Source organism: Proteiniphilum sp., from assembly GCF_040307845.1.
Taxonomy (GTDB): domain Bacteria; phylum Bacteroidota; class Bacteroidia; order Bacteroidales; family Dysgonomonadaceae; genus Proteiniphilum.
Window position 1 is genome coordinate 14,460 of the sequence record NZ_JAWRIS010000059.1, and the last position, 20,292, is coordinate 34,751.

17 protein-coding genes are annotated in these 20,292 nt (G+C 43.5%); 3 read left to right on the forward strand and 14 right to left on the reverse strand.

The window, feature by feature from the left end; translation table 11 throughout:
* Positions 1-5: 5 nt before the first annotated feature.
* A complete protein-coding gene (locus tag ABV001_RS14255) occupies positions 6-1,643 on the forward strand; it encodes an ABC transporter ATP-binding protein (RefSeq protein ID WP_352423434.1) in 1,638 nt (545 codons plus the stop codon).
* Here the strand turns inward: ABV001_RS14255 and ABV001_RS14260 are convergent, their stop codons facing one another.
* Positions 1,644-2,324: a response regulator transcription factor gene (locus ABV001_RS14260; protein WP_352423450.1), complete on the reverse strand. Its 681-nt coding sequence runs from the start codon at positions 2,322-2,324 to the stop codon at positions 1,644-1,646. It lies immediately after the preceding gene.
* A gap of 110 nt (positions 2,325-2,434) precedes the next feature.
* Entirely contained in the window at positions 2,435-4,006 is a 1,572-nt protein-coding gene (locus ABV001_RS14265) for a sensor histidine kinase (RefSeq protein ID WP_352423435.1), read from the reverse strand.
* Between the two features lie 166 nt (positions 4,007-4,172).
* On the opposite strand from ABV001_RS14265, the gene ABV001_RS14270 reads away from it, so the two are divergent.
* Both ABV001_RS14270 and ABV001_RS14275 read left to right on the forward strand, forming a co-directional pair.
* Complete coding sequence (locus ABV001_RS14270; protein WP_352423436.1) at positions 4,173-5,030, forward strand: GLPGLI family protein; 858 nt, start codon at positions 4,173-4,175, stop codon at positions 5,028-5,030.
* A gap of 109 nt (positions 5,031-5,139) precedes the next feature.
* Positions 5,140-7,782 carry a carboxypeptidase-like regulatory domain-containing protein gene (locus ABV001_RS14275; RefSeq protein WP_352423437.1) on the forward strand — a complete coding sequence of 881 codons (2,643 nt, stop codon included), beginning with the start codon at positions 5,140-5,142 and terminating at the stop codon, positions 7,780-7,782.
* 44 nt (positions 7,783-7,826) lie between these two features.
* Here ABV001_RS14275 and ABV001_RS14280 read toward each other — a convergent pair whose 3' ends face one another.
* From ABV001_RS14280 to ABV001_RS14335, 12 genes are all read right to left on the reverse strand, one after another.
* Positions 7,827-7,976, reverse strand: a complete 150-nt coding sequence (locus ABV001_RS14280; RefSeq protein WP_352423438.1) for an HU family DNA-binding protein — start codon at positions 7,974-7,976, stop codon at positions 7,827-7,829.
* 23 nt (positions 7,977-7,999) lie between these two features.
* Positions 8,000-8,815 (reverse strand): DUF4377 domain-containing protein, encoded by an 816-nt coding sequence (locus tag ABV001_RS14285; protein ID WP_352423439.1) that lies wholly within the window; start codon positions 8,813-8,815, stop codon positions 8,000-8,002.
* A 57-nt stretch (positions 8,816-8,872) separates the two neighbouring features.
* Positions 8,873-9,730 carry a hypothetical protein gene (locus tag ABV001_RS14290; RefSeq protein ID WP_352423440.1) on the reverse strand — a complete coding sequence of 286 codons (858 nt, stop codon included), beginning with the start codon at positions 9,728-9,730 and terminating at the stop codon, positions 8,873-8,875.
* Between the two features lie 93 nt (positions 9,731-9,823).
* Positions 9,824-11,185 carry a PepSY-like domain-containing protein gene (locus ABV001_RS14295; protein ID WP_352423441.1) on the reverse strand — a complete coding sequence of 454 codons (1,362 nt, stop codon included), beginning with the start codon at positions 11,183-11,185 and terminating at the stop codon, positions 9,824-9,826.
* 343 nt (positions 11,186-11,528) lie between these two features.
* Entirely contained in the window at positions 11,529-12,764 is a 1,236-nt protein-coding gene (locus ABV001_RS14300) for an alginate export family protein (protein ID WP_352423442.1), read from the reverse strand.
* Between the two features lie 235 nt (positions 12,765-12,999).
* The gene (locus ABV001_RS14305) at positions 13,000-13,893 is read right to left on the reverse strand and encodes a transporter (RefSeq protein WP_352423443.1); all 894 of its coding nucleotides are present in this window, start codon (positions 13,891-13,893) and stop codon (positions 13,000-13,002) included.
* A 143-nt stretch (positions 13,894-14,036) separates the two neighbouring features.
* Positions 14,037-14,951, reverse strand: a complete 915-nt coding sequence (locus ABV001_RS14310; protein ID WP_352423444.1) for an alpha/beta hydrolase — start codon at positions 14,949-14,951, stop codon at positions 14,037-14,039.
* 245 nt (positions 14,952-15,196) lie between these two features.
* A complete protein-coding gene (gene gmk, locus ABV001_RS14315; RefSeq protein ID WP_352423445.1) occupies positions 15,197-15,757 on the reverse strand; it encodes a guanylate kinase in 561 nt (186 codons plus the stop codon).
* 44 nt (positions 15,758-15,801) lie between these two features.
* The gene (locus ABV001_RS14320; protein WP_352423446.1) at positions 15,802-16,674 is read right to left on the reverse strand and encodes a YicC/YloC family endoribonuclease; all 873 of its coding nucleotides are present in this window, start codon (positions 16,672-16,674) and stop codon (positions 15,802-15,804) included.
* Between the two features lie 72 nt (positions 16,675-16,746).
* The gene (locus tag ABV001_RS14325; RefSeq protein WP_352423447.1) at positions 16,747-17,490 is read right to left on the reverse strand and encodes a CDP-alcohol phosphatidyltransferase family protein; all 744 of its coding nucleotides are present in this window, start codon (positions 17,488-17,490) and stop codon (positions 16,747-16,749) included.
* A 141-nt stretch (positions 17,491-17,631) separates the two neighbouring features.
* Positions 17,632-18,348 (reverse strand): response regulator transcription factor RprY, encoded by a 717-nt coding sequence (gene rprY / locus ABV001_RS14330; RefSeq protein ID WP_323423503.1) that lies wholly within the window; start codon positions 18,346-18,348, stop codon positions 17,632-17,634.
* A gap of 1 nt (position 18,349) precedes the next feature.
* Positions 18,350-19,912, reverse strand: a complete 1,563-nt coding sequence (locus ABV001_RS14335; RefSeq protein WP_352423448.1) for a sensor histidine kinase — start codon at positions 19,910-19,912, stop codon at positions 18,350-18,352.
* Positions 19,913-20,292 lie beyond the last annotated feature (380 nt).

Here is a 20,292-nt window from a genome sequence, read left to right on the forward strand (position 1 = left end):
GAGCCGTGATACGCAACGCCATACAATCGCTTCGGAAATATTTGTGGGGGATACGTTTTCGTATTCTGCTCAATAGCCTGGCAGGCATATTGAGTGTGTGTGCCGGATTATTCTTTGTATGGGTCTCCAAACAACTGATCGACATTGCCACCCGCTCCATAGAAGGGGATATGACCCACTATATTGTGTTGCTGATAGCCACTATGGCTGGTCAAATTATACTGTCGGCATTGAAGAACCGTTTGGAAACAGAGACGGATATATATTTTAAAAATAAATGGCGGTTTAAGCTTTTTTCCCATCTGATGGCTAGCACGTGGAATGGGAAAGATAGTTTTCATAGTGGTGATGCTGTCAACCGCATTGAAGAAGATGTGCGCGTCGTCGCCGAAGGTGTTTGTAAATCGCTTCCCGCGGTAATTATCACCTCTTTCCAGTTTCTGGCTGCCTTTCTTTTCCTGAGCAAACTCAATATGCAACTGGCGTGGACGGTTATCTTCATTATGCCGGTTTTTTTGATATTAAGCAAGGTATATATAAAACGGATGCGTCGCTTTACTGAAGAGATACGTACCCTGGATGGCCATGTACAATCGCATATACAGGAAAAACTGCAATATAAGGTCTTGATCCAAACGCTGGAACAAAATGCGCCGGTAACCGACAAACTGGATTTTATCCAGTCTTCATTGTATGACAAGGTGATGAAACGCACAAACTTCACCGTCTTTTCACGTACGCTGATCATGGCCGGATTTGCGACGGGTTATCTCATCGCTTTCCTCTGGGGGATAAAAGGTATCTATGAAGGAGCCATCACATTTGGTATGATGACGGCCTTCCTGCAACTGGTCGGGCAGATCCAGCGCCCACTGGTAGAGCTCAGCCAGTATATACCCTCTTTGGTACATACAATTACTTCAGCCGAAAGGTTGAACGAACTGGATGGCCTGACCACTGAAGAGCAGGGTGAACAACAGATGCTCGACGGGCAGGTGGGCATACGTCTCGAAAATATTTCATTTGCTTATCCTGATGGTAACCGACAGATCATAGAGCATCTGTCGGTTGACTTTGCTCCCGGTAGCCGTACGGCCATCGTGGGAGAGACGGGAGTAGGTAAAAGCACCCTTATCCGTCTGATGCTTGCCTTGTTGCATCCCTGCGAAGGGAAGGTCTGTTTGTATAATTCCGTACAGGAATTGGAAGCAAGTCCGCTTACCCGGTGCAACCTGGTGTATGTCCCGCAGGGAAACACATTGCTCAGCGGAACGATACGTGATAACCTGCTGCTGGGTAATCCCGATGCTACCAACCGGGAGCTCCGGAAAGTGTTGACGACTGCGGTGGCTGATTTCATATATGATTTGCCGGATGGGTTGGATACCCTTTGCGGGGAGCGTGGCGCGGGCTTGAGCGAAGGGCAGGCGCAACGTATCTGCATCGCGCGGGGACTGCTTCGGCCGGGAAATATACTGTTGTTGGACGAATTCAGTTCTTCCCTGGATAGGGAGACCGAACGTCTGCTTATGGAACGCCTTATCTCACAGGCTGAAGATAAAACCCTGATATTTATTACACATAGGGAGATCGTGGCGCAATACTGCGGACAAACACTCAAGTTAGAATCCAATAATCGGTAATTACTCTGAGCATAACATATAGCCTTTCCGTACTACTGATACGATTTTCAAGGATGTGTCCGATTGCAGCGCACGACGCAGGTAAGTTACCTGCACATTCAGCGCAAGTGAGTTGGTGTAATTGTCGGTACCCCAGACTTTATTGAGAAGGAGATCACGGCTTACGGTCTCATTGATATTCTCTGCCAATAGGCGTAATATATCGGCCTGACGGGATGTGATAATGGTTTTTGTGTTCCCGGTAATCAATTCATTGGCGGTGTAATGGAATGAGGTATTCCCTAATTTGTAAATTTTTTGTGTTGTTTGGGAAGGTATTCCCAAACGCTCTTCTATCCGGGCCAGTAACTCCTCCGGGTAAAAAGGCTTGGCAAGGTAATCGTTCCCTTTCAGTTGGAACCCTTTTAACCGGTCGCTCTTGTCGCTTCGGTCGGTCAGGAAAAAGATAAGGACTTTGCTGTTTTTCCCGCGGATTTCCCTTGCAACCTCAAATCCGTTCATTTCCGGCATGTTCACGTCCAGCAGGACCAGATCGGGTTTTATTTCTTCGAAAAGATCCAGTGCGATGCGTCCGTTTCCGGCGTAGGTGACATCATAACCGTTGCGCGTAAGGAAATCTTTCAACAAAAGCGCATATTTGAGGTCGTCGTCGGCGAAAAGTATTTTCAGGGTCGGGTTCATTTTCAGGGTTGGCTTCATTTTTAGGGTCGGTTTTATGGATGCATCTTTTTTTAGTGTTCTGCAGATGTTCGGAGACATGCTTTGCCTCTTTTTTGTTTCATTTATGTGTTTTATTGTTGGGGAATTTTTACGGTGACGGTCGTGCCCTGATTGGGTTTGGACTGGATCTCTATGGTTCCCCGGTGAGCTTCTACTGCCATTTTCACATAGCTCAAACCGAGCCCCATGCCGGGGAGCGATGCCACGTAGTCGTTTTTTGAACGGAAAAACGGCTCGAAGACGTGGCTTTGATCTGCTGCCGCAATGCCGATCCCATTATCCGCAATGCTGAAAGACAATCGGTTTTCATCAATGCCGGCATAGATTTGGATGAACGGCTCTTCTCCCGAATACTTTACCGCATTTTCCAGCAGGTTGATCACAATATTGCCCATGATCATTTTATCGGCGGTGATAGGGAGGGGTGTGGCTGAAAAATCGGTCTCGATAGGAAGTTTTCTTTCCATATTTTTTTGTATGGTTTCAATGCAATCTTTTACTAAAGCAGAGAAATCGAAATAGGAAAGATGTAGGCTTCCCGTAATTGTCTCTGCCTGGTTTACTTCCCTCAATTTTTGCAGATAAGAGGTCAGGTTGTCAGTCTCGATACGGGCATCGTCCAACATTGCCTTTTCTTCCGGAGAGGATCGCGGCAGGAAGGAAACAATGGTTTTGAGCGTCTGTACAGGGCGTTTCAATTCATGGATAGTCGTATTCACGAAATTCTGCCTCAATTCATTGATCCTTTGTTGTCGCGAGATAATCTGTATTTGCAGCAACAGGCAGACGACAAGTACCAAAACCAACAGGATGCTTATGGCAATTTGCACTGCCATCGTTTTGAGGATGTGGGATGGAGCTACCGGAATCACAATGGTAGCCACTTTCCTTTTCAGTACGTTGTATGGAATATCTACAGTAACGGAAGGCCCGGCTAACGACAAATGGTGCATTGCCCTGGGTTGCCATAAGACGGAATCGGCCGGTAAGGATAATGTGTCGATCCGGCTTGGCACATAGCCCGTTTTTTGTTGTATGATACTGTCAATGGCGTTCATTCTGAATGGAAAATTGAGGTCGATAAGGAATAAATCCACTGCATCGTAGATGAGATTTTGATTTTCCGCCGTCTTAAACCGGAAAGTGTTCACGAGGAGGGAGTCGGTTTCCACTATTTTTTCATCCCACTTTCTCAGGGAATCTTTCCGGGGCATTTTTGAGGATTGCGCCAAAGATAAGTTCTTTTCTATTTCATCAAGAATATGTTTATTTTGTACTTTTTCAACTGATTTATCCATACTGTCGACAGGTATTTGCCACGATTTTAGACCAGATTTTTTTATTGTATGGATAGAAATAGTCCAATCGGTAATGCTTTCTTCTGTCTCGGAAAGATAGATGGTTGACGTCTGGTTCATATTGGTATTATAGGATTTCAGATTGTCGCGGTGCGTCTTTAATCTGGCTTTTTGCCATATCTTGTAGTCGTCCCAGGCCGATAGTACCTGCGCTGTTGTTTCATTGGCCGTTTCCTCGAGCGTATACCGGTATTGATTGTATAGCCAGTATCCCTGTAAAACGATCACCAACAATGCTGCCGTGATACTCAATGACCAGATTAATTTTATTTTTCCCGATCTCATAGTGGATTATCCTGTTTCTGAGACAAAGGTACTTTTTAAGGTGAAGATATAACAGGTTTTTTTATATGATTTTTGGAAGAGTAATATTTCAGTAATATCAAAACAATCAATTGGCGACGATGAAGTGCTACTTTTGTCGGACAGATAACAGTTAAAACGATTCAATATGAAGAAAATGCTATTTTTAGCCGCTTTGATTTTATCGGGACCGGCACTCTTCGCACAACGGATCACAATTGCCGATCTCGGTTCGTACAAAAAAATGATCCCGCTTGATTCGCTTGTTTTTACAGTGCAGTATGACGTTTCCATTCTGGAAGATACGGAACATCCCGACAATGTTACCAAAGAGACGATGATACTGCGTGTAGGAAAAGATGTCTCGGAATATTACAGTTATACTTCCTTTATGGCCGATTCGGTGCTGCGGGCAGATATCCAGTCGGGTGCGTCGCAACAGACCATCAACGAACATTTGCAGCAGTATGGTTTTGGGGTGATTTCCCACAGGATATATAAGAATTATCCCAAAGGTCAGCTTACATTATTGGACCGCATTGCAATGGATAATTATGTGGTGGAAGAACCGATGCTGAAAATTGGTTGGACTATTCATCCTGATACGGCAACAATTTGTGGTTATTCCTGCCAGAAGGCTACCACCCATCTTTACGGGCGGGATTATGAAGCATGGTTCACTGCTGATATCGCTCGCAGCGACGGGCCTTGGAAACTCCACGGTCTACCGGGACTTATCCTGAAAGCCGAAGATTCCCAAAAGCATTACTGTTTTATCGCTTCAGGCATAGAACAAAGGAAAGGCCTATCTCTGATCGAAATGCCGGAAACTTCACGCAGGAAAATCTCCCGAAAAGAGTTGAACAAGTTGCATGAACGCTTTAATGCCGACCCTCAGGGATATATCAAGGTGAACGCGCCCAATGTGAAAGTAACCGTAAAAGACGAGATGGGGAATGATATAAGGAAGATGAGTAATCCTTATAATCCGATGGAATTAAATTGAGAAGAATTACCAATTACTAATTACTAATTACCAATTACAGCATTGACATATTAGTCACATTATCACATTATCACATTAGTCACATTATCACATTAGTCACATTAATCTCATGCACAAACCAATACTCTACCTTCTTGCCTTGACAGTACTTTTTAATTGCTTTCAGGGAAATGCGCAGCATAACCATTCCGGAGCATCCCATTCGGAAACGGTGCTTTCCGGTAAGGTAAGCGATGCCGGTACCGGTGAGTTGTTGGATGCTGCCAATGTAGTGGTATTGCGTGGAGACCGGACGGTGGCGTTTGCCATCACCAACGAAAAAGGAACGTTCTCTATTCCCCTCAATGTCTCTCCGGATACACTTACACTCTCGGTCTCCATGATGGGCTATGCCCCTTTCTCGGAGAGAATAGGCCGTCGGGCTCATTTTGATATTAAACTGGGTCAGTCGTCTATACAATTAAAAGAGGTCACTATTCGGCCGGGCAGGATATGGGGTCGGAGCGATACGATACGCTATGATGCGTCGAAGTTCTTGCGTGAAAACGATAAGACGGTCGAAGACCTGATGAAACGTCTGCCCGGTATTCAGGTGGACGACGATGGAAAGATCCGGTACAGGGGGAAGGATATTGGTACCATGTATGTGGAAGGATTGGACCTGATGGACAGCCGCTACAAAAGTGTAAGCCGGAATCTTTCCGCTCAGTCGGTAAAAGAGGTGGAGGTGCTGGATAACCATCAACGGATCAAATCGCTGGCGGGAAAAATACCCTCCGATGTGGCCGATATCAATATAAAGCTCAAGGATAATTTTAAAGATAAATGGAGTTTTAAACCCAAAGTGTCGGCAGGTTTTTCGAGTGATGATTTTCTGTACGAAGCGGAAGCAAGTGCATTGCAAATCGCCCGGAAAAGTCAGTCCCTCTATGCGTTGAAGTTCTCCAATACCGGAAATGGTATCACCAAAGAAGGAGACAAGGGAATGGATGAACTGCCGGGACTGCCCGATTACCGGTTACTTCAATCCGGTAACGTATCGGCTCCCTTAAAGGAAAACCGATGGCTCTTTGACGACGCCGCACTTGCCACGGGTAACCGCTTGTACCGGTTGGGCGAAGATTCCCGCCTGAAAATAAATGCCTTTTATACAGAGGATCGTATTACACAACAAACAAATGCCGTCACATCCTATTTTAATCCGGACGACACAGTGACGGTGGAAGAAAATAAAAGCAGCTATCTTAGAGGGCGACAATTGAATATTTCGGCTGATTATGAAGAGAATGCTGTAACCCATTATTTACGTAATCAATTGGATACTCATTTTGAAAAAAATAGGACCAACACCGGAATTGCCGGGAGTTATCATCTAACACAACATCAGAGGGATGAGTCGCTGTCCGTGCAGGATAATCTTAGTATTACCCGCACATTGGAGAACAAGGATATATGGCAGGTGAAGTCGGTTGTGGGGTATTGGCGCCGGAACCAACGTTTGCAATTCAATAATCGCGATGGAGTTACAGACGCTAACCCCTCAATTACCAATTTACACAGTTCGAGGAATGCACCCTTTAAGGGGTACGACCAGCCTATGCAGTTGGAAGGATTTTATGCCCTTGCCGAATCGGGATGGATTATCCGGCGGACAAAGATCGCACAGCACTATACTGTCGGTGGATCTGTCGATTGGAACAGCCTGAAGGATCATCATCGCCTGTGGGTGACTCCCGCCTATGAATACCTGTTCAGGTCGCTTACATTCAGATGGTCGGTGCCTTTGCAGGCAGTACTGTTTCCCGGGGATGAAGATAAGGATCTCTTGTGGCTTCCCGGACTCACTTTCAGGACAGACTACAAGCTAAATTATGCCTGGAATGCCCGTTTATCGGTGCGATATGGCAAGGAACTCAATGATATCGCGGCATTTTACCCGCAACTCTATTTCACTGACTATCGGACCACATTTAAGAATGAAACGGGCATACCGGTTACCAACAAGCAACTTTACACATTACGGACGGAGTATAAAAATACATTGAGGGAATTTTTCGTGACCGCGGATATCACGGCATCACGTGGCCGGATAAACCATACGATGGAGCAACGTGTCACGGACAATATATTCCGGTGGACACGACACTATATACCGCATCATGACTCATCTTATGGCGTCAATATGGTAGTTTCGAAAGGATTTTTTGATCTCAATACCAAAGTGTCTGCCGAGGCATCCTACTGGTACAACCGTTCCGTACAGATAAGGGAAGGTGTATGGATACCTTTTTCATTCCGCACGCTTATATTGAAACCCTCTTTCAGCATATCTCCAATCCAACAGATAGAAGTGGCATATACCGGAGAGTTACAACGACAATCTTCCTCTTTCGAAAATAATTCCGGCAAAGCGGGACAAGATATCCGGGTTTCACCGGAAGCGGCGTCATCAGATCGCTTGTGGAATATGCGCCACAAGGGGACTTTCTATTATATGCATCGACGATTCGACCTGTCGGCCTCGGCAGAGTATTTCCGTAATGAAATCACTCCGGACCACTCCGTAAACCTTGTTTTTGTGGATTTGACGGCTGCCTATAAACTTCCCCGGCTGACATTGCAACTCCAATTGAATAACCTGTTGAATCACCGTAATTACCGTTATACAGTCTATCAGCCGTTATCTGTTTATTCCTCTCAAATAGCGATCCGCCCGCGGGAGTTTTTATTTCGAATGATAATGAATTTGTGATTTTGATTGCTAAAATCAACGAGTGGCTACTCCTTTCAGATTGTTTACTGTACTTTTGTAAATTTCGCCATATCGAGCATTTCACGCAGTTTCTTGCCGGGCGTGAAGATGACACCCGCTTTCTTGACGGTGGCTGCCGTTACTTCTTCGGCAGTATCCATTCCCATCCGTACTGGTCGATTTTTAATTCTCATATCTATTAGCAATGTATGGCATGTTATTGTTTTTTTATAGTAAATTCTAATTTTTGAAGACCCTTTTTATAGACGTTAGAGAGTACTAACACATACTGAAGTTCCTGGCCTGACATTATGGATTGAGTGATATGAGTAAACTCACTTTCAGGAATGACATTCTTAAACATTAAACTGGATGATTCATTGCGGACTAATCGGATTTCACCGCTCAAAGGCGACAAAACAAAAGAATAGACTGCCATGTAGGGTACACTTTGGAATTTCACCCAATCTGGACTTGCCCTATCCAAAATATTTTCCAAATAAATTTGAGCCATATTGTAAGACGGTAAAGGTGAGCCGCCGGCATAGAATATTTGACCATTCCCATCCACAATAAATTCCTGGTTTATCTCATATTTATCAATGGGACACAAGTCATGATACGCTATGTCTTTCTCGGATTTGATTTCTTTGTCAACAGGAATTTCCGGTTCTACAACAAGCTTATCCTGAAGAATGCGGACAAGTGAATATCTGTGACTGGAGCCGTCCATAGGAGGATTGGCAAGTATGGTTCTCTTTATGCGCAGCTCATATTCGTGGCTTTTTTCGTATGTGAAGCCTTCAATGGTGTTAAAACCAAGAGTTTCCCATACTCCGGGATTGTCTTCCGACATAACAAGCATACACTCCATGGGATATGTTTTGTTTTCATCGAACAAATCATACATTACGCCTGTTTCAGAAGAAATTGACATGTTGATTTCCTTGACAACGTCTTTTGTCTCATCATCGCTACAACCCGGGACAAGGAGGGAGACGATTAAAATAAATGGAATGATAAGTTTATTCATAATACGTTGGCGGAATTAAAAATTAAACATTTGATATTCAAAAGCAGATAGGGTTTTCTATTGTTCCTCCAATAGTAGTTTTACCGGTACGTCGACTTCCCACGGATAATCAATCAAAAAGATATACGCTATTCTCGCAGAAACCAAATCAGGATATTCAGTTTTGTATTCATCTGTAAAGTATTCAAATAAGGGATATTCTTTATCCATTGGGAGTGAATTTAACAACCGAGTTCCATTATCCACCTTAAAATCAAAGAAAGGAAAAAGAGGCGTAAAGGCCCTACTGTCCACTATATATTTGTTTACATGATCCATAAATTCAAAGGACAGAAAATACTGGCCGGATTCTTCTTCTAATGAATAATTACCCATATTAATATACTCCCCAGTTTTTGCTTTTTCAGAGGATGAGAATTTATATAAAGTAGAAGAACTATTGTCAACTAAAATGTATATTTCGTTGTCAGAGAAAGAAAATTTGTTCTTTAAATCATTCTCAATAGCCGTTTTATGTTCAACATCACTGATAATTGCCTTCGCTTCCATACCTAATACAGAAAGAGACAAGTAGGCATTATGTATCGTTATGTTCAATTTTTCTGATTGTCCGGTCAATTTATCAGTTACTGTTATGTCAGCCTTTCCGGTTTTTTGGGGTTTAACGTATATGCTGCCAAAATCACTACCGCCAAATGGATCATATGTTACAGTTATCGTATTTTCATCGGATGAAATAATTTCATAATCTCCGTTGCCAGACATAATTGGAACCGAGTTCCCGCGTGTTGTCATATCATATTTTGTTCTGGCGAATGACAAATCATAGGGTGTTTTCTCTGCGTCATCTTTTCCACATGAGGCAAACATGAAAATAATCGCAAAAACACTTAAAACGTAAAAATTAACTTTCATAACATTCATTTTTAATCGAATATACAGAAGGGTTATATTTATCATCGTAAATATGTAATGGTCTTCTATATAATTGCTCAACCTTATTCAGCCCTATCTCTGAATCGCCAGATACTCCTCAATAAACTCACCCGTAGCATAATCAAACACCGCAGTTTTGAGATTATTGGGCACAGACATCATCACGTTGATTGTCTGCTGAGGAATTTCGGGACCATATCCTTCTGAATATGCACAATCAATCGACACAGCTTTCCAATCAGGATAATGCTCATCCAGATAATCGGCAATTGGATGGGACAACATCTCAACTACGGCACGGGGCAGCGGCGTCACACGGGTATGATCGGTAGACACAACGCCTGAACTGATTCTTCGCATCTCGCCCTGTGCATTGGTGGTAAGATTGATGGCGAGATAGGGGTCGCTGCTCCATCCCGTAATCACAAAAGAATATCTGAATAAGAAAGCACCACCGGTATTAACATGTGCGTAAACTTTGTATTCCCTTCCGGGATTAAATCCTTTGTCGATATAGTCTCTTACGGTATTATATGGAATCTCCAGCACCTCATTTTCAGAGTTGATCGCCACAAATCTTCCATCATCGAGCGTGAAGCCATATATCTTGTTAAAGCCATAATCCTTATTGTCATTAAACAGATTGATTTTCCTGATTCGCGGAACAATCCACTGATCCACTGTCTTCAATTTGTTTAATACACTCTCAGGCACTGCCATAATCAATCGGTCGGCAATTATTTGCTGCGCAGCTGTTTCTTCTTCCTGCAAATAAAACCAGTTACCATCTTTGTCAAAATCCACAAAAGTGTCTAAACCAAACTTATATCTGTAAATATCCCCTTTAAGCATCGTAAACTTCAGTTTTTTGGGGTATGTGTATTCAGGCATAACATCTACATAAACTCCGCGTGTGATACCATAAGCGTACTGCTCAATATACTCGCTCATTGCCTTTGGTAGCTCGTCATCTTTTGCCAATTCTGCCAATACTTTTCCTTCATCTCCTTCCATCTCTATATAATACTTGCCATCATCCATCACAAGATCTATTTCCCTATTGTAGCGATTATCCAATCGCACAATATTCGAATTGGGCGCCTTCTGATTCAGTTCCTTCAATACATCGCTGTCGAGTATGCCCTGTGCCGATTCCGGCAACCCCAGGGGCGTTATCATCCACATCCACTCCCCATCCACGTCAAAACCAATTTGCGTTGTCTTTAGTTTCACATCATAATAGCTGACACCATAAGCCGTTTGAAATTGTGCCGACATAAATTCACTACCATTAAAATGTTTGCCCAGAAATTCCTGTACCTTCTTTGGCAAATTGCCCTGATCAATTGGGGTGGGGGTAAATGCGTCCTCACTGTCGCATGCCACCACGATGAGCATCAGCACCGATAGTAGGATGTAAGATGGTTTTTTCATAATGATTATTTATTGTTTTTATTACTGTTTACTCTTGCGCATATAAGTAAGATGGGTATTGTGAGAAAACGTTGCTCCAAAATTAGTATTTAACAAATAAAATTTACTTCGTATTTATTACCCAAGTAAATAATCTTCTACAAATTTACCAATGTAACCCGTTGGCGGAATTAAGAAGTTAAATATACACTAATTTAATTCCGCCAACGGGTTATACTTAATCTTATTAGAGATCACTATTTTCATTTTCATTTTATATAACTTGAATAGTTATTCCTCTCAAATAGCGATCCGCCAGCGGGAGTTTTTATTTCGAATGATAATGGATCTTTAAATTTACTTCTTAAAACCTGCCTTTAAAAATGGTGGGATTGATAGTGAGGCTCACATAGGCCCAGTCCTGCCATGAGTCGGGAGTGCCGGAACGGTCTTTGGCGATGGGCATCGCATCGGTGGCGAGCATGAAAGAATATCCTCCTTCCAGCATGATGTACTTGCGGATGGGGTAGGTGAAGGTGAAATCTATTTCAGAGCCTAACGCTTTCCTGTCCTTTCCGTTCACATCGATGGAGCGTTCTGAAGAGAAGTGATGATACCTTAGATCTAAACCGAGTTTCTTCCAGGCATTCCAGTTCACACCAATATATTTATCCCATACGCCGTAGTAGTCATAGCCCTTGAAATAATCCATGGAACCCATAAAGCCGTGGTTGGAACGGTATAACAAGTCCATGCGGGTTATTTTTTTCGAGTCGGGATCCTGACCGGGGTGGAATTCCGTGCCACCGTAGAGGGCAAGTCGTGGCTGGAGTGCGTAACGGCCTCTCAGAGCCAGCATGTAGGCGCTTACTTTTTCGTCATTGCTGTTGGTCCCTGTCTGGTAATAGAACGTTCCCATGACGTTCCATATTTTGGTTTTATAACCGATATTGGTTCCCATGGTTTGCATATAGACCTTCTCGCTGTTTGCCGGTGTGTCCGTTGTAGCCGGATCGCCGGTTTCAAAGCCAAGATTGATAAAAAGCACCGATGCTGTGAATCCTGCAGGTGTGCGATGTTGGTACCATGCCATTTGCATGTTTTGATAGGGTTGTCCTACCGGTTCATAGAAAGTACCTTCGTTGGTTTGCTCACGGGACTGGTTGTAGGCGAATGCCAGATGCAGCGTGTTCATCGGGTTCTCATAACCCAGTTTCACCGCGTCGTGCCAGATACTGGTAGGTGTCCAGCTCGATTCAGAGAGGATGCGTCCGTCGTCATAGCTGAGCGACTGGCGCCCTATTTTGGCAAAGAAGCCGTTATGCCGCATTTGTGCCCAAGCTTCATGCATGGTAGTGCGTGCACCGTCGTTATCGTTTTGCCGCTTCTGTCCCCAGATAGAGATATCCTGCGCGGCTACCCGTGCCGAAAGGAATCCATTGTCGAAGTTAAGACCGATGCGTGCGCGATTGGAGATAAATGCTGATGGCTCGTTGGTTTCTAAACGGGGATACGCATATCCGTTACGGTATTCAAACCGGGGGCGGAGATTGATATCGATGGAGAAATCACCTCCTTTTTCTTCCTCTTGTGCATTCATTTGAAGAGGAAAGACTAAAGTTAGCAAAAGTGCAAGAGTGATGATTTTTTGCATGATAATTTGAGTTGAGAGTTTGTTTTTATCGATTTTATTGTTGGCGGTAAAGATAGTGAATTAAAAGTGAAAAATTAAAAATTAAAAATGGAAAGTGAAAAATTAAAGAAGTGAAGAAGTGAAGAAGTGAAGAAGTTGAGAAGTGTTGTATCTTCAATCATCAGGTCAGTAAATCATCACATCAATTTTTACGTTTCTCCTTCCATATCTGCCATGAATTGACCAGGTTTTGCCAGATCACATACATGCCGGGGCCGAGTGTAGCGAGCGGATTCAGATAGGTTTGCGTAAGCCAGATGGCGAGTACGGTATTTTTCTGTCCCAGGCCCTGTCCTCCGGCTACGGTTTGTCCGAAGCGGCGACCGATTTTTCTGCCAAAATAGAATTGTAGCAAACAAATCACCAGTGAAACAACGCCGATAATTATCTCCAGCAGATAGTGGTCGGAGCCTTGCATCCGTACATAGTAAGTAATATTGCCGATCACGATGGTGAGTGCTACCGCCCATAGATAGAAGGAAACTATCTGCGCCGATTGGACCCTTTTATGTGCCCGTGGTACCATTTTTTTTAGTAGCAATGCCAGTAGGAATGGCAGAACCAGGATGGGAATAACACTGCGGAAGATATACCAGAAAGAGGCGGACATAGAGATGGTGTCTCCCCCCTTACCCACAAGGGACAGGTAAATCGGTGCGATAAAGGCTAAGGACAGGTTGCTGATAAGAGCGTAGGCCGCGGTCACAGCGATGTTTCCACCCAATATTCCGGTCACGACGGGTGCTGAGGTAGCCGTAGCCGTCAGCATGCAAATCATGGCTGCCTGTGCCAGGATTTCATTGAACGGACGAAGTACCAGGTAGATAAGTGCACTCCCCACATATTGAATGGAAAGAAGGATATAGTGGAATTTTGTAGGCCTGATGTCGCTCATCCTCACCCGGCAATAGGTGATGAAGAGCATCATTGCAAGCAGGTAGGGAATAGCAGGAGAAAGTACCGCCAATTGCATGTGAAATGTAATTCCCACCACCATTGCAATGGGGAGCAGGTATTTTTCTATATATTTTCGCATATATTTTTAATTTCAGAACCAAGAGTCAAGACTGATTGGTAATTATTCATATTGGCATATTGGAACATATCATTACATCACCACATCATTTCAGCCTTTCCTCTTTACACAATCAACCGTTTTAACTAATTAGTAGTTGGTAATTATTCATAATAGTTCCCCGGTGTGGTGGAGGTATCCGACGTTCGGAGCAGATCCTTGAAATGGATATCCTTCATCCACTGTTTCTTATCGAACACCCAATCGGAGATAAAGCGGTCGATCTCCGGTAGGAATTCCTGCATGGGATATTCCGACACCTCATGTCCAATATCTTCCATACTATAAAACAAGTAAGGATACCGTTCCCTCCTGAATTTTTTTGCCAATGGTTTTGAGCCGAACATCCCAATATTGAAGAAGCGTGTCTTGTTATAAGGAACCAGCTTATCAGCACTGCCATGGAAGAAAAGGGTGGGAGCCGGTGGTTGTGTATATGACGGAGTTCCTTCTGTACTGAAAATGGCGCCGGCAAAGGAGATCACCCCCGCATAACGGAAATCGTCCGGCAGCACACTGGCAGAGGGATGGTTATCCCTATTCTCATAATCGGCCTGCAGGACGGTGATGGCACCTGCACTTGATCCACTGATAATAATAAGCGATGGATCGATATGCAGCTCTTCCGCATTCTCCAACAGGTAGTTGGTGGCCGAATAAAGATCTTCCACCGCTATAGCGATAGCGTTTCGTATGGGCTTGTTATTGAATATGCCCGGTGCTTTTTGGTCCTTCATCCCCAAGCGGTAGTCGATGGAGGCCACGGTGAATCCTCTCTCTACAAAATAGTTGAAAAAAGGATGATAGAATTCCGCATCCCGGGTCCCATTTTTAAACCCGCCACCAAAGACAAATACCAGACAGGGTTGTGGCTGCACAGTGGCCGAATCGCATGTATAAATATCCATTTTCAGTTCCTGCCCTTCCTTTTCGGCATAGAGGCGAGTCTCTACCCGTACCGTTTGACCGAAGAGGGTCACGGTCAGGAAACACAGGACTATCGGTAGTAATTTCTTCATCTTTAGCTGTTATTCAATTGTAATTCAGTTGTTATTCAGTTGTTATTCAATTGTTATTCAATTGTAATTCAGTTGTTATTCAATTGTAATTCAGTTGTTATTCAATTGTAATTCAGTTGTAATTCAGTTGTTATTCGGTCGCATTGCATGCGAAGCATGAATAACTATTGAATAACACGAGCGAAGCGAGTGAATAACGGCGAAGCCGAATAACAATAGAATAGAATAACGGCGAAGCCGAATAACTATTGAATAAAATTTGTAACCAGTTCCAGTACTTCCGTTTTTGCCTGATCATAATCTTCATTACGGACAGTGACATCGAATTGAGAGGCAAACCCCATCTCGTATTCTGCTTTGGACAGTCGGTGCTCGATGACGGCAGGAGTATCGGTTCCCCGTTTTTCAAGCCGTTCACGTAGTGTCTCCACCGATGGGGGCATGACAAAAATAGTCAAGGCCCGGTCGCCATATATCTTTTTGATGTTTAATCCGCCAATGCAATCCACATCAAAAATAACATTTATCCCCTCGGAAAGAATACGGTCTACTTCGCTCTTCAGTGTGCCGTAGAATTTATCTTCGTATACTTCTTCGTATTCGAGGAATTCGTTATTGGCAATGCGTTTGCGGAATTCTTCCGGTGTGAGGAAATAATATTCAACACCGTTTTTCTCTTCCCCACGTGGTTTGCGACTGGTAGCAGAGATAGAAAACCGGATATTCAGCCCCTGTTCCAGCAAGAATCTTATTAATGTTGATTTCCCGGCACCCGAAGGAGCCGAGAAAATGATCAGTTTGGCCATTGTCGTTCCGTTTTTCGGTATTGGCTTCAAAGCCTTACCGGTAGTTATAGTACATTTAAAATTTGTTCTTTAATTTGTTCCAATTCATCTTTCATTTGTACCACGATCCGTTGCATACCCGATTGATTGGATTTCGACCCCAGGGTATTGATCTCACGGCCAATCTCCTGTGCGATGAATCCGAGTTTTTTCCCCTGGGGATCTTTCTCTTTCAGTGTGGCGATGAAATAATCGAGGTGATGGGCCAGCCGGTTTTTTTCTTCATTCACATCCAATTTCTCAATGTAGTAAATCATCTCCTGTTCAAAACGATTTTTATCGTAGTCAATACCTTCCAGGCTGTTTAATCCCTCACGGATACGGTCCTTGACTTTTTCGATCCGTTCTTCTTCAAAAGGTTCCACGGCTTCCAGCAGGGAACGGATATTGCTGATCTTCGTTGTCAATACCTGTGCCAGCATTTCCCCTTCCTGCCGGCGGAAAGCGATGGCATCATCCACTGCCCGGTTGACAGCCTGTTCAATGATGTCCCATTCCTCATCGCTTAACTCTTCCTGTTCCTGTTTCATTACATCCGGGAGCCGTAGCAGTACCGGGAACCATTCCTGGGGTTGAGGTATATTCAATTCACCTGCCAATTCCGTGATTTCACGGTGGTACTGGCTTAATACGTGGTGATCGATCTTTGATGTCACATCTTTGGCAATCACCTCTATATTCATGGAGAGATCCACTTTTCCCCGTATCAGCCGGCGGGATAGTGAATTTCGCAAGGAAATCTCCCTTTCACGGTAAGCGGAAGGGAGACGTGTAAACAAATCAAATTGCTTGCTGTTTAAAGACTTTATCTCAATAGTTATTTTTTTATTCGGGAGTTCAGCCACGGCTTTGCCGTATCCCGTCATTGAATGTGTCATCTTTTTTACACAAAGGTAGGGATTTCCGGCATATTCTGTCCTGTTTGCACGGAGAAAGTTGCGACAAACCGGTTATGCATTCTCAATGTGTTTTTTTTTGTACTCTTTTTCCTTCAAGCGCCGATCGGCTTTGTCCTGTTCATCGGCGAGCCGTAGGAGCTTGCGCATTTCCACCAGGTTTGAGACAAGCAATATCACACAGGCGATAGTAGCGAGGTATTGTATGGTACCGGGAACAAATGCTTCAATGGTGATAATGGTTGCCAATATCAACCGTACTTCAGTCGGGCCAAAAATACCGGAGTCAATGGAATATTGCCCGCCAATCTTATAGCGTAACTGGGCGGTAACCATCTCCCATCCGTACATTACAACGAAGAAGAAGCCTACATACAACCATGCGCTGTTGATATAATCCACAAGGTTTATATACATCATAAAACCGAATCCGATCAGGATGGTACCGATCCAGTCTACCGTTATATCCAGAGAGAAACCATACCATTTGCGGGGTTTATTCCGGTAATAAGCCAACCTACCGTCGAGTGAATCTCCCACCCAGTTGATGACAAATCCCAGGAGGCATAGCAGCAGCCAATAGCGATTCACGAAGGCAGCCAATACAAAACTGGCAGCGACAGTTATGTTACCGAAAAATCCAAAAATGGTGAGTCCGTCGGAAGATATCCACGAAGGGACTTTTTGTACCAAATAGGCAATAGTTTTTTGTTCTCCCTCACGAAGTATATTTGTCCTCTGGCGTCCGGTAGCAATTAACCGGAGTGATTTCGCCATCTCTTTTTTATTTTCTTTCATGACTTTTATTTTAATCTCTTCCGTACGTCATGCAAATGTAGTTAATAAATTTAATGTTACGAATTTGTGAAGGGTATTTTTATTGAATAAAAAACGACCGTTCCTTTTGGGGCGGTCGTTTTTATTCAGATAATCACGTTGTTATTGTTCTCCACCTTCATTTTCGTCAGTGGGTACAATCAACTTGTAACCTTTACCGTGGATATTGATGATTTCAATATTGGGTTCGGGTTTCAGTAACTTGCGTAACTTGGTGATATACACATCCATACTGCGTGCATTAAAATAGGTGTCCTCTTCCCAGATTTGTTTCAGGGCATGATTCCTCTCGAGGATATCATTGGCATGTGCACAGAGGAGTGAAAGCAACTCAGACTCTTTGGTGGTCAGTTTTGTCTGCGTGTCACCAATAGTAAGAATTTGCTTTTGCGTGTCAAAAGACATTGTCCCAAAGTTGTAAATCTGTTGTTCTTTGCTCTTTTTGCCTTTCACACGACGGATGATGGCTTCGATACGAAGTACCAGCTCTTCCATACTGAATGGCTTGGTGATGTAGTCGTCAGCGCCTGCTTTGAATCCTTCCAACACATCTTCCTTCATGTTCTTTGCGGTCAGAAAGATGACGGGTATTTCCGTATTGATGGTTCTTATTTCTTTTACAAGCGTGATACCGTCCTTTTTAGGCATCATTACATCCACAATGCAAAGATCATATTTTGTCTTTACAAATCCTTTAAAACCGGCTTCCCCATCGGGAAACAGATCGGTGTCAAACCCTTTTGCCTGGAGGTATTCTCTCAGTAGCATGCCAAGATTTTCGTCATCTTCGCATAAAAAAATTTTTAACTTCTCTTCCATATCATTTTTGTGTTATTACGGGTAAACTTATTATAAATTTCGTTCCTTTTCCTAATTCACTATCGGCACGGATAGTGCCGTTCATGTCAGTCACGATTTTTTTTACGTATGCCAGACCCAGGCCGAATCCCTTCACATCGTGACGGTTGCCGGTGGGCACACGGTAAAACCGGTCGAATACTTTTTTTGAGTCCTCCTTTCTCATTCCGATTCCATTATCTTCGATGGTGATAATGATTTTGTTCCCTTCATTCCGTGTCCGGATCATTAATTCCGGCGGGACATCCTTCTTCTTATATTTCAGCGCATTGTCGAGAATATTGAAAATCACATTGGTGAAATGCATCTCATCCACTTTGATAGTAGATTCTTCTGCCTGAAGATCGATATCGAGAGTCCCCTCCAGTTTTTCCACTTTCAACACATGAGTATTGGCCACACTCACCACCAGGTCATTTGCATCTATTTCCTTCATTTTCAGGGTGGCTTTCTGCTTGTCGAAAAGTGACATCTGCAGTACTTTTTCTACCTGAAAACTGAGCCTTTTGGTCTCGTCGTGAATCACCCCGGTGACATGTTTGAACACTTCTGGTGATTTCAGTATCGATTCATCCTTAAGCATCTGTGCTGCCAATGAGATGGTAGAGACAGGTGTTTTCAGTTCATGCGTCATATTGTTTATAAAATCATTCTTCATTTCAGACAAACGCTTCTGCCTGAAAAGCGATGCCACCGTAAATATAAACGTTATCAACAGGATAATCGTAAATATAAGCGATGGGATAAAGAAAGTGAGTTCTCCATACACATAATTGCTTCTCGTCGGGAAATAGACCCTCATCCTGTTTAACTTTGCCGATGGGTCGTTTGGAAACAGAATTTGCTGATAGACCGCGTCTTTCTGTTTTGTGGAAAACCCGGGCGAGGAGTAGACCACTTTATTATTGAAATCCACAATCTGAAAACTGAACGGTACATTCAACCCGTTGTATGCCAGTTGGTATCGGATGTCTCGTTCCACTTTGTCGAAATCTACCCTTTTTTCAATCGGCTCGTCGCTGGCACGGCTCATTATGTCCAGAATTACTTCATCCAGCAACGAACGTTCGTGCAAATAACGCTTGTTCAATGCTTGCTGCATGTCGTACTGCGTTCTGGAGATGGTACTGGAGCCCCGGTTGGGGGACAAGAACACGCTCTCCCGCTGTTGTTGCGGACGTAACGACTGCTGAGTGCTGCTCAGTTCGATTCTTGTTTCACTTCCGTCGGGATGGGTAATTGTGGTAGTCCTACTACTTTCACTCGTGATGCTTTGTGAAATCTGCGGGCCGTTGTATTGTGAATACCTGTTTTCTGAATCAATCATGTCCTGTTCCAGATATCTTCGGGTCTGGTCCTTTTCCAGTTCTTTCATCACATTATACAGGCTTCTGTTTACCTGCTCATCAAACTGCTGGGTACGGATATCCAGAGTAGTTTTCATATATCTTACCTGCAGGAACAGCAATATTAAGAACGCCGTGAACATCACAATAGCAAGCAACCAGATAGTTGATTTTTTCATACACTTCTTTTACTTACCTCCGTTTTAGTGATAATCTTATTTCAAAGATCGTTTCTCTTCGTCATTAATTTAACAAATAAACCTCTTTTTTGTTTAACATTTGTCCTTAAAATTAAAAAAAATCGTAAGAGACTGCCTTTTACAACATAAATTAATAGAATATCGAGGATAGAGTTCCCTTTTTAGGATTTGTTTAACTGGCTTCTGAACCAGAAACCAAGACTTGTAGAACCAGGAACCAAGACTTATAGAACCAGGAACCAAGAGCCAGGATTTGGGACAGTTTCACCTTCCTACCTTCCCACTTGAGCACCTAACCACTCAGGCACTTGGGCACCTAACCACTCAGGCACCTGAGCACTTAACCACTCAGTCACTTC